Source organism: Agarivorans sp. QJM3NY_25 (genome assembly GCF_050870875.2).
GTDB lineage: Bacteria > Pseudomonadota > Gammaproteobacteria > Enterobacterales > Celerinatantimonadaceae > Agarivorans.
Genome location: NZ_CP194041.2, coordinates 587,989 through 597,500, shown reverse-complemented (window position 1 = coordinate 597,500; position 9,512 = coordinate 587,989). Strand labels below are relative to the sequence as shown.

The 9,512-nt window shown below is 45.4% G+C and carries 12 protein-coding genes (1 of these 12 running past the window's edge); 6 read left to right on the top strand and 6 right to left on the bottom strand.

The window, feature by feature from the left end:
- Positions 1–290, bottom strand: partial view of a flavin reductase family protein gene (locus tag ACRRSW_RS02695; RefSeq protein WP_432454706.1) — the 5' portion only. Its footprint begins 325 nt before the window's first position; the window shows 290 of its 615 coding nt (coding positions 1–290); the start codon lies at positions 288–290; the stop codon falls past the left edge of the window.
- 74 nt (positions 291–364) lie between these two features.
- Entirely contained in the window at positions 365–1,489 is a 1,125-nt protein-coding gene (locus tag ACRRSW_RS02690; protein WP_432454707.1) for a pyridoxal-phosphate-dependent aminotransferase family protein, read from the bottom strand.
- A 697-nt stretch (positions 1,490–2,186) separates the two neighbouring features.
- On the opposite strand from ACRRSW_RS02690, the gene ACRRSW_RS02685 reads away from it, so the two are divergent.
- Both ACRRSW_RS02685 and miaA read left to right on the top strand, forming a co-directional pair.
- Positions 2,187–2,408, top strand: a complete 222-nt coding sequence (locus ACRRSW_RS02685) for a DUF1127 domain-containing protein (RefSeq protein ID WP_432454708.1) — start codon at positions 2,187–2,189, stop codon at positions 2,406–2,408.
- Between the two features lie 120 nt (positions 2,409–2,528).
- Positions 2,529–3,455, top strand: coding sequence for a tRNA (adenosine(37)-N6)-dimethylallyltransferase MiaA (gene miaA / locus ACRRSW_RS02680; protein ID WP_432460787.1), 927 nt, complete (start codon positions 2,529–2,531; stop codon positions 3,453–3,455).
- Positions 3,456–3,472: 17 nt separating this feature from the next.
- Here miaA and ACRRSW_RS02675 read toward each other — a convergent pair whose 3' ends face one another.
- Together ACRRSW_RS02675 and ACRRSW_RS02670 are read right to left on the bottom strand one after the other, a co-directional pair.
- On the bottom strand, positions 3,473–3,643 hold the full coding sequence (locus ACRRSW_RS02675) for a hypothetical protein (protein WP_432456107.1): 171 nt from the start codon (positions 3,641–3,643) through the stop codon (positions 3,473–3,475).
- Between the two features lie 94 nt (positions 3,644–3,737).
- Positions 3,738–5,138, bottom strand: coding sequence for a coniferyl aldehyde dehydrogenase (locus tag ACRRSW_RS02670; protein WP_432454710.1), 1,401 nt, complete (start codon positions 5,136–5,138; stop codon positions 3,738–3,740).
- 131 nt (positions 5,139–5,269) lie between these two features.
- Here ACRRSW_RS02670 and ACRRSW_RS02665 point away from each other — a divergent pair, with 131 nt between their 5' ends.
- The 3 genes from ACRRSW_RS02665 to ACRRSW_RS02655 are packed head-to-tail and all read left to right on the top strand — an operon-like array spanning position 5,270 to position 7,412.
- Complete coding sequence (locus ACRRSW_RS02665) at positions 5,270–6,262, top strand: hydrolase (RefSeq protein ID WP_432461090.1); 993 nt, start codon at positions 5,270–5,272, stop codon at positions 6,260–6,262.
- Positions 6,259–6,507 carry a YheU family protein gene (locus tag ACRRSW_RS02660; protein ID WP_432454711.1) on the top strand — a complete coding sequence of 83 codons (249 nt, stop codon included), beginning with the start codon at positions 6,259–6,261 and terminating at the stop codon, positions 6,505–6,507. Before ACRRSW_RS02665 ends, ACRRSW_RS02660 begins: the two co-directional genes overlap by 4 nt.
- 35 nt (positions 6,508–6,542) lie before the next feature.
- The gene (locus ACRRSW_RS02655) at positions 6,543–7,412 is read left to right on the top strand and encodes a phosphoribulokinase (RefSeq protein WP_432454712.1); all 870 of its coding nucleotides are present in this window, start codon (positions 6,543–6,545) and stop codon (positions 7,410–7,412) included.
- On the opposite strand, the gene ACRRSW_RS02650 is transcribed toward ACRRSW_RS02655, so the two are convergent.
- Complete coding sequence (locus ACRRSW_RS02650; protein WP_432454713.1) at positions 7,409–7,816, bottom strand: OsmC family protein; 408 nt, start codon at positions 7,814–7,816, stop codon at positions 7,409–7,411. The genes ACRRSW_RS02655 and ACRRSW_RS02650 overlap by 4 nt on opposite strands.
- Positions 7,817–8,026: 210 nt before the next feature.
- Between ACRRSW_RS02650 and crp the strand changes: the two genes are divergently transcribed.
- Positions 8,027–8,665: a cAMP-activated global transcriptional regulator CRP gene (gene crp, locus ACRRSW_RS02645; protein WP_432454714.1), complete on the top strand. Its 639-nt coding sequence runs from the start codon at positions 8,027–8,029 to the stop codon at positions 8,663–8,665.
- Positions 8,666–8,722: 57 nt separating this feature from the next.
- On the opposite strand, the gene ACRRSW_RS02640 is transcribed toward crp, so the two are convergent.
- The gene (locus ACRRSW_RS02640; protein WP_432456109.1) at positions 8,723–9,511 is read right to left on the bottom strand and encodes a DUF1338 domain-containing protein; all 789 of its coding nucleotides are present in this window, start codon (positions 9,509–9,511) and stop codon (positions 8,723–8,725) included.
- Between the last annotated feature and the right edge of the window lies 1 nt (position 9,512).

Here is a 9,512-nt window from a genome sequence, read left to right as displayed (position 1 = left end):
TCAGTCACTAATTTGGCTTGCTTAGCATGCGCGAGATGAACCACACAATACTGACGCTGCTCAATATTCACTTTAGTGTCTTTGTCACAACCATCCGGTTTCTTACCAAGCGATAGCATGATCAAGGGTGGATCTGAACTTATTGCAGTGAAATACGAAAATGGCGCTAAATTATAGGAAGCAGCTTGCCCGTTATCACTCAAAACCCAAGCAATAGGGCGAGGGACGATAGTTTGAGTCATACAGTGGTAAATCTGCTGACTCGTTAACTCAGCAAAATCGATGAACACAAAATAGCTCCTTTAAAGTAATATAACAACAAACCCGCCGACGCGGGTTTCATGCTTGAGTATAGGAGAAACCGCTAGTCTTGTTCCAATACCTCGGCAAGTGCCGCTAAACACAAGCTCACATTCTCTTGACGTGCCGCATATCCCATTAAACCAATTCGCCAGGCCTTTCCTGCAAACTGTCCAAGGCCTGCGCCAATTTCCAAATTGTAGTCATTCAACAAACGAGCGCGAACCGCTTGTTCATCTACACCTTCAGGCACCGCAACCAGATTTAATTGCGGCAATCGATATGCAATCTCTACCATCAGATTTAATCCCAATTTGTCCAAACCCGCAGCTAATAAGGCATGTTGCTGCGCATGCCGCTGCCAAGCTTGCTCTAAGCCTTCTTGATGTAACATCAGCAGTGACTCATGCAAAGCATATAGAGCTGTCACAGGAGCGGTATGATGATAAGAACGTTTTTGCTCACCTGACCAATAGGCCATAACCAAGCTTTGGTCTAAGAACCAACTCTGCACCTTGGTTTTACGGCCTTTCAGTTTTTCAACCGCCGCTGGGCTAAAGCTCACCGGCGATAGACCAGGCACACAAGACAAACACTTTTGACTGCCAGAGTAAATTGCATCAATCCCCCACTCATCAACCAAAACCGGGATCCCGCCGACGGAGGTCACCGCATCTACAATCGACAAACAGCCGTGCTGCTTGGCCAAGCCACATAAAGCCTGTGCATCAGACGCGACACCAGTAGAGGTTTCGGCATGCACAAAAGCCACGATTTTACTGTCGGGGTGCTGCTGTAAGGCCTGCTCCACTTTTGCCGGAGAGACAGGCTGCCCCCAAGCATCCTCTACCACCACAGCGATACCGCCACAACGTTCGACATTTTCCAACATCCGTTGACCAAATACCCCATTAATACAAACAATAACCTTGTCACCAGGCTCGACCAAATTCACAAAGCAAGTTTCCATGCCAGCAGAGCCAGGAGCGGAAACCGCAAAGGTATGTTGATTCGTAGTTTGAAAAGCATATTGCAGCAGCGCCTTAATTTCATCCATCATATTTACAAACAGTGGATCAAGATGGCCAATAATGGGACGACTCTGTGCCTGTAATACTTGTGGTGAAATATCGGAAGGGCCGGGGCCCATTAAAATCCGCCGCGGCGGATTAAAGGATGTTAGGTTCATGCCATGTCCTTATCGTTAGTTATTTATTGTCGTTATGTTTTGTCGCCTATGCACTCTAGCATTAGCGTACAAACAATTGAATGTAAAACGAACAATCACCAGCAAGCCACAAAAATCATTTAGGTTAAATTAACTAAGCCAAAAAAAACATTAACCCAGCGAACTTGTGGTTCATTCCTCAGCCTAAAATGCTTCATGTCAAATTCGATCAAAAACCGATCTTTTTGATATCAACCAAGCAACAGCTCATGCACAAGGTCGCAACAAAACAAATAAACAACGAAGGCTTTCATGGTATTCCAAAATTGATCCTAAACAAAAAATGAACGACTAATTCAAACCACCAATAGTCCCTTTATTTACGGGGGATTAAGTGTCAATCTAGAGGCAATTCAACTAGCGAATAATTACGCAATAACGACCTGGATCACAACAAAGCTTTAGCATAAATGTGAATCCCTAAAATAAAGGCTCAGAGAGTAAATAAACTGCTACAAAAATGCTAAATAAAATATTCAAATGAATTTTACATTCACATTTATGAATATTTATTCACGTCTAAAATCGATTCAAAACGGCTCTATAAAAAAACCACGTTACATTAGTTTTTCTAATGATTAGGTTGCAATTTAACTTGTTTGAGAACCTCGCATTTCAGAACTACTATTCTCCCATCAACTGAGATGAGGTCCTCGATATGAATATCAATATAAACACGATCCACAGCAATAAACACAGTTCTTCCTTACCACAAACCCAACACGGTATTGTTGAGTTATACAATCTTTGTAATGTGTGGATCCAGCGCCAAAAAACCCGCCGTCAATTGGCTCAATTACCCGCGTACTTATTACGTGATATCGGTTTAACAGAAGCAGACCGCTACCAAGAGTCTCGCAAAAACTTCTGGGAAAACTAGGCTTAAACACCATTTTTGCCAAGGATCTCAGGCTATTTCACTCGGCATGTTGCTTCTGCACATGCCGTTTTTGTTTTTTCTTGTTACCATTCCCGCCAACACTCTGTAATCAATACTACTATGTCGACTAATCTTGCAAACTTGCTGGTTGTTCTCGGGCCTACCGCATCAGGAAAAACCCATCTTGGCGTGGAGATCGCCAGACTTTACGGCGGCGAAATACTATCTGCCGATTCTAGGCAAGTGTATCGAGGCTTGGATTTAGGCTCGGGTAAAGATCTGGATGAATACCAGGAGATCCCCTATCACCTAATTGATATCGTTGAACCTGAGGCCGAATACAGCGTATTTCATTTTCAGCGTGATTTCTTCAAAGCCTACCAGCAAATTAAACAACGACAACAGCTCCCCGTTATGGTTGGTGGAACAGGTTTGTACATTGATGCGGTGACCCAAAATTATCAGCTACATGAAGTACCAAGCAATCAGGCCCTACGTAACGAGCTTGCAGAACTCAGCCTAGAGCAACTGCAGCAACGTTTACTCTCAGTAAAGCCCGAGCAACATAATAATACTGATTTACAGGTCCGACCGCGTTTAGTGCGAGCCATTGAAATTGCCGAGTCAGACACAGCGCCCCCGCAAACCTCCCCTCACCCCGAGATAAAGCCACTTTACTTGGGGATCCGTTGGGAGCGAGCAGTACTCCGTCAACGCATCACGCTACGTTTAAAACAGCGGCTTGAACAGGGTTTAGTGGAAGAAGTTGAACGCCTGCACGCTCAAGGTGTGAGCTATGCAAAACTAGAGTTTTATGGCTTAGAGTACCGTTTAGTCGCACAATACCTGCAACAACAGCTGAGCTATAACGATATGTTTCAAAAGCTCAATTCTCAAATCCACCAATTTGCCAAACGCCAGGATACCTGGTTCAGAAAGATGGAGCGTCGCGGTGATGAGATCCATTGGCTATCGCCAGAAAACTTATTATTAACTCAAGCTGAGCAAGTGATAGCACCTCATTTAAGCAGTCTAAACACGGATTAATAGTTGGCCGCATGTGACTATTTTGACGCAAACCATCGGTAATAAAAAAACATCAACCAATGGGCAGCACTTAAACTAGCAAACGCGGCAAAACCAGCCCATAAGCTCAGCCGATACACGGCTATATCTCCTCGGTAGACAATGCAAAGGCATAACATCAGTATCCAACCCAAGTTGGCCAAAATCATGCATTGCTTACAACGCCCTAACTTTTCTACAAACCATGCCCGAGAACAAAACTGGCAATCCACTAGCGCTCCCCCTTAACTTTGGCTAATTCGATTATCCACGGGTCATCAATTTAAGCAAGTAGTCGCTGATGCGGGTATAAGGCGGTCGCATCAAACGAGTCGCTGCAAATGGACCTTGTTTAAAGATTGGCAGCATTTTAGAAAACTGCACAAAACCATCGTAACCATGGTAGTGGCCCATACCACTGCTGCCGACTCCGCCAAATGGCAGCTGATGCTGAGCCACATGTAGTAACACCTCATTAATACACAGGCCACCAGCTTGAATTTGCTGCTGCACTCGTAGCTGCACCCCAAACTGCTTGGTAAATAGATAAAGGGCCAACGGCGGTGCAGTTTGGTTGACATAAGTGATGGCCTGCGACAAATCTTGATATTCGACAATCGGTAATAGTGGACCAAAAATCTCTTGCTGCATCACCAAGGATGACGCAGCTGCGTCAACTAACAAACCCGGCGTAAATTTCCCTGCACATTCACCAGCAATTAACGGGATAAATTCAGCGCCCTGGGCTATTGCCTGCTCGCGCAAGTTCACCTGCCGAGTTAAAAAATCCGCCGAGATCATATTAGAAAGAGCAGGATCTGACATATCGCTGTAGTGTTTGGCGGTATAAGCTAAACAAGCCTGAATAAAAGCTGACCTCGTTCCCTTGGGAAGCAACACGTAATCGGGTGCCACACAAGTTTGCCCAGCATTCAGCAGCTTCCCCATCAGTATTCGCTCAGCCGCCTGAGTTATGGGATAATCCTCAGCCACGATCACTGGTGACTTTCCGCCTAACTCTAAGGTAACAGGGGTTAAGTTTTGCGCGGCGGCCGCCATCACTTTACGCCCTGTTTGGGTGGAACCAGTAAAGATGAGGTGATCAAAGGGCAAGGCTGAAAAACTTGGCCCCAGTGAGCCGTCGTCTGAATAGATCCGCAGCACATCGTCGGGCAAGTACTTTGGCAACAATTGGATCAGCAAATGGCTTAAGGCGGGACTAAGTTCAGACATTTTAATCATCAACTTATTTCCTGCCGCCAGTGCATCGGTAAGGGGCGCGAAGGCCAAATACAGAGGGTAGTTCCAGGGGACAATGACCCCAACCACCCCGAGCGGTTGAGCCTGAACCCGATTACTCGCTCCAAAGTACCAAAGACTCACCTGACGATGTTGTGGCTTAAGCCATTTTTTGAGGTGTTTTAGACTATAACGCAGGCCCTCGATGGCCGGGAAAATTTCAATCAGCCTCGACTCATGCGGACTGCGATAACCAAAATCGTCACTAATCGCAGCGATAATAGCGGCTTGATTATCGAGCAACAGCCGCAGCATTTGGCTAAGATGGTAGCGACGTATCGCTAAACTAGGGTAAGGCTGTTGACGATAAGCCGCTTGCAAATCGCTTAACTCTTGGGACAATTGCAGTTTGCTTGCTTGGTTCATGTGCTATCTCAATCATCTGCCGTGAACAAAGGTTATGTTACCATGAGTAACTTGTAAACTAATTTGACCAAACTCGAAAATTGTTATGCCACACCATATCGTTTACTCAGTGGTTTTAATGGAGGCAAAAAATTAACTCTACGCACTTTAAAGCGCCCTGGTGGGCTCGTAATCGGCATATTCAAACTCTGCTGCCCACTTTGTTATTGCGCAACAAAAAACTCAATTTGGATTGGCAACAGTTAGATCTAGACGATGGTGACTTTATCGATCTCGCTTGGATTGATAGTGCCAAGACTGACAAACCAGAACAAGCAATCGTGCTCGTCTTCCATGGCTTAGAAGGCAGTGTACATTCACCCTATGCCAAGGGGATCTTACAAGCTTGTAAACAGCAAGGCTGGCGAGCAGTGGTGATGCATTTTCGAGGATGTAGTGGTAAACCCAACAAGCTATGGCGCGGTTACCACAGTGGCGAGATTGATGACGCACGAGCTTGTATTGAGCATTTACACGCACTCAATCCCAAAGCCCCTCTATTCGCCTTGGGCTACTCGCTAGGCGGGAATATGTTGGTGAATTATCTAGCGAAAGAACCACGCTCACCGCTAACTGCGGCCGCGGTCATCTCTGCGCCACTGCACTTAGCCGCCTGTTCCCAGCGACTACAACAGGGTTTTTCTCAAATATACCAGCATCACTTACTCAGCCGGATGAAAAAAAACCTCTGTAAAAAGATTAGCCGTATGCCACAAGCCCCACTGCAACAAACGCAAGTCAAGCGCTGGCGTAACTTCGTAGAGTTTGATGAACACTACACCGCCCCAGCCCATCAGTTTGCAGGTGCCGTTGACTATTACCAACGCTGTAGCGGCTTACCCTTACTCAAGCACATTGGCTTACCCACTTTGCTGATCCACGCCGCCGATGATCCTTTTATGGACGCAAGAGTGATCCCGCGAAATGAGCAAATCAGCCCCGCGATTGAATATCGACTAAGCCGCACTGGTGGACATGTAGGATTTGTCGGTGGTAGCCTATTTCGTCCAACATTCTGGCTAGAGTCTGCTATTCCACAGTGGTTTAGCCAGCACCTCAACACAAAAGAGCATGCTAATTCATGATAATTCCTTGGCAAAACCTAGCGGCCGACACTTTCGAAGCTTTACTCGAAAGTTTCGTATTACGTGAAGGCACCGACTATGGTGAACAAGAGTTGAGTTTAGAAGACAAACGAGAGCAAATTAAACAACAGGTTATTAATGGTTCAGTTTTAATCGTATACTCAGAACTACATGAAACAGTCAACTTGATTGCCAAAGAGCAATTTAATGCCTCAGCCACGGATAGGCTGCAGGATGATGTATAAATCATGTTTATAGTCTCACTTACAGATAGGTCATTATGTCAGCTAAACATCCTATTATCGCTGTCACTGGTTCTTCCGGTGCCGGAACGTCAACCACCAGTGAGGTATTCGCTCACTTATTTAGGCAACATAAACTGAATGCAGCCTTTATTGAGGGCGACAGTTTTCACCGTTACACTCGACCCGAAATGGATGTAGCCATCCGAAAGGCTCGCGAACACGGAAAGCACATCAGCTACTTCGGCCCGGAGGCCAACGACTTCAATTTGTTGTATGAATTTTTCAAACAATATGGAGAAGATGGTACTGGTCAATATCGACGTTATCTGCACACCTTCGACGAAGCCGTGCCATACAATCAAATGCCGGGCACGTTTACCCCTTGGCAGGAACTGCCGGAAGAAACCGAAGTATTATTTTATGAAGGCTTGCACGGCGGCGTGGTCTACGATGAGAAAAATGTCGCGTCAAAAGTTGATTTGCTGATCGGCATGGTGCCGATTGTGAACTTAGAATGGATCCAAAAACTGGTGAGGGATACCACCGAACGAGGCCATTCACGAGAGGCCGTGCAAGATTCAATTGTTCGTTCAATGGATGACTACATCAACTACATCACCCCACAATTTTCGCGTACCCATATCAACTTTCAGCGCGTCCCTACGGTCGATACATCAAACCCTTTTAGCGCTAAGAGTATTCCGTCACTCGATGAAAGCATGTTAGTGATCCGTTTTAGAGGACTCAAAAACGTTAATTTTCCTTATCTGTTACAGATGATTGACGGTGCTTATATGTCGCGGCAAAACACCATCGTGGTTCCAGGAGGAAAGATGGGTTTCGCCATGGAGCTAATTTTATCACCGATGATCCAACAATTGCTGGAAACCGGAAAAGTTCGTTAACTCGCGCTTTCAATCCGATAGCTGTGGCTAATTTCACAGCTGTTACCCAACATTAACGATACCGAGCAGTATTTTTCCATACTCAATTGCACCGCTCGGGCAACGTGCTTGTCGCTCAAATTCACCCCACTTACGACAAACTCCAGGTGGATGTTGGTAAATACCTTCGGCGCCGCCTCGGCTCGCTCTGAATCCAAATGAACTTGGCAATCAGTCACTTGCTGCCGAGCCTTAGATAAAATGGAAATGACATCCACAGAACTACATCCACCAGCCGCCATTAAGACATACTCCATCGGGCTCGGAGCAGCTTTCGCAGCGTCGCCATCCATCAATATTTGGTGGCCTGAACTGCTTTCACCAATAAACTGTAGTTCTTTTGACCACTTGACCGACGCTTTCATATTAGATTCTCCTGCTTAATATTTCGTTCACCAGCTTAATCTAGGTCAAGGTTCATGGCTAGTAATTACCTCATACTAAAGGCGTATAAATGCCTTGCAGCAAAGTCCGAAGCCTTTTATGCTAGGGGTGGATGGAAAACAATTAGAATAAATACAATTTACTAAGTATATAGCTGGTAAATAATTATAAAGACAGAGGATTTCTTTAATATGGTAATTGGCAAACCTCAAGCTGATCCGGTGATGGAGTGGTTTCTTTCTCACTGTCACATACATAAGTACCCTTCAAAAAGCACCCTAATTCATGCCGGCGAAAAAGCCGAAACCCTATACTACATAGTCAAGGGCTCAGTCGCGGTTTTAATTAAAGATGAAGAAGGCAAGGAAATGATCTTGTCTTATCTGAATCAAGGTGACTTCATGGGCGAACTAGGCCTTTTCGAAGACACTGAAAACCCGATCCGGACCGCTTGGATCAGGGCTAAAAGCCCTTGTGAGGTTGCCGAAATTTCTTATAAGAAATTCCGTCAACTGATTCAAGTGAATCCTGAGATCCTGATGCGTTTGTCAGGGCAAATGGCAACCCGCCTGCAGATCACCAGCCAAAAAGTGGGTGATTTAGCCTTCTTAGACGTGACTGGTCGAATTGCTCAGACTTTACTAAACCTAGCGAAACAGCCAGATGCGATGACTCATCCAGATGGTATGCAAATTAAGATTACCCGCCAAGAGATCGGCCAAATTGTTGGCTGTTCTCGTGAAACGGTTGGTCGTATTCTTAAGATGCTAGAAGAGCAAGAGCTTATCACCGCCCACGGTAAAACAATTGTGGTTTACGGTACCCGCTAAGCAACTCTCTGTTTACCTATAAAAAAAGCCGCTTATGCGGCTTTTTTATTGTGCCAACTAACGATTAGTACTACTAAATATTTTATCCGCCGAAGCTTCAACAAAGCCGGAATATAACTCACCGTTCGGTAATGGATAACGCAGTGCAAACTCATAGAAGCAACTGGGAATGCGTTGACTAGAATCACTAAATACTACTTCAGATAAATCTGCCATAGTTGAAGATTGCTCTAATAACACTTCCGGCGAACCTTTGATCTCACCACCAAGCTTATTGAGCACATAACCCGCCTCACTCAAACATTGATTCACCTGTTGTAAGCTGTCGAAATGCGGTAGCTGGTTGACTGACACCGTAAAATGATTCGCTCGATAACCATAAGCAGCCAACCAAGCGGCATATTCACTTTCTTCAAGTAGCTGCTGATAATCAGCGTAGCTCAATTGCCATGGACGGCCACAGAAAAAAACTTCTGGCTGTTGATAAAGCGCTAATGGCACCTGCTTAGCCAAACCTTGAACAATCATCTGCGCCTTATCAGACAAGCTCTCAACCTGTAATTCACTAATAAAGACTTTGGGAATACTCGGGTCGGAATGCTCAAAGTGAGCCGCGTCTAAGTGCTTATTCGCAAAATGGTATTCTCCTCCTCGATGATAGCCCATCGCCAATAAGTGTTTCGCAAAAGCTTCCACACCGGTATTCGGTAAATTAAAGCTGCGAATGGCAATATGATCATTGACGATCTGATGACCATCGCCCAACAGCTGATGGATCGCTTCGGCGCTAGGTGTCACCGCCAAATATTGTTGCCATAAACGTTCAAAAAACAAATCTAAGGTCATC

Coding starts and splice junctions, on each gene's coding strand:
- ACRRSW_RS02690 (WP_432454707.1), bottom strand. CDS start 1,489: ATGAACCTAACATCCTTTAATCCGCCGCGGCGGATTTTAATGGGCCCC.
- ACRRSW_RS02685 (WP_432454708.1), top strand. CDS start 2,187: ATGAATATCAATATAAACACGATCCACAGCAATAAACACAGTTCTTCC.
- miaA (WP_432460787.1), top strand. CDS start 2,529: ATGTCGACTAATCTTGCAAACTTGCTGGTTGTTCTCGGGCCTACCGCA.
- ACRRSW_RS02675 (WP_432456107.1), bottom strand. CDS start 3,643: ATGATTTTGGCCAACTTGGGTTGGATACTGATGTTATGCCTTTGCATT.
- ACRRSW_RS02670 (WP_432454710.1), bottom strand. CDS start 5,138: ATGAACCAAGCAAGCAAACTGCAATTGTCCCAAGAGTTAAGCGATTTG.
- ACRRSW_RS02660 (WP_432454711.1), top strand. CDS start 6,259: ATGATAATTCCTTGGCAAAACCTAGCGGCCGACACTTTCGAAGCTTTA.
- ACRRSW_RS02655 (WP_432454712.1), top strand. CDS start 6,543: ATGTCAGCTAAACATCCTATTATCGCTGTCACTGGTTCTTCCGGTGCC.
- ACRRSW_RS02650 (WP_432454713.1), bottom strand. CDS start 7,816: ATGAAAGCGTCGGTCAAGTGGTCAAAAGAACTACAGTTTATTGGTGAA.
- crp (WP_432454714.1), top strand. CDS start 8,027: ATGGTAATTGGCAAACCTCAAGCTGATCCGGTGATGGAGTGGTTTCTT.
- ACRRSW_RS02640 (WP_432456109.1), bottom strand. CDS start 9,511: ATGACCTTAGATTTGTTTTTTGAACGTTTATGGCAACAATATTTGGCG.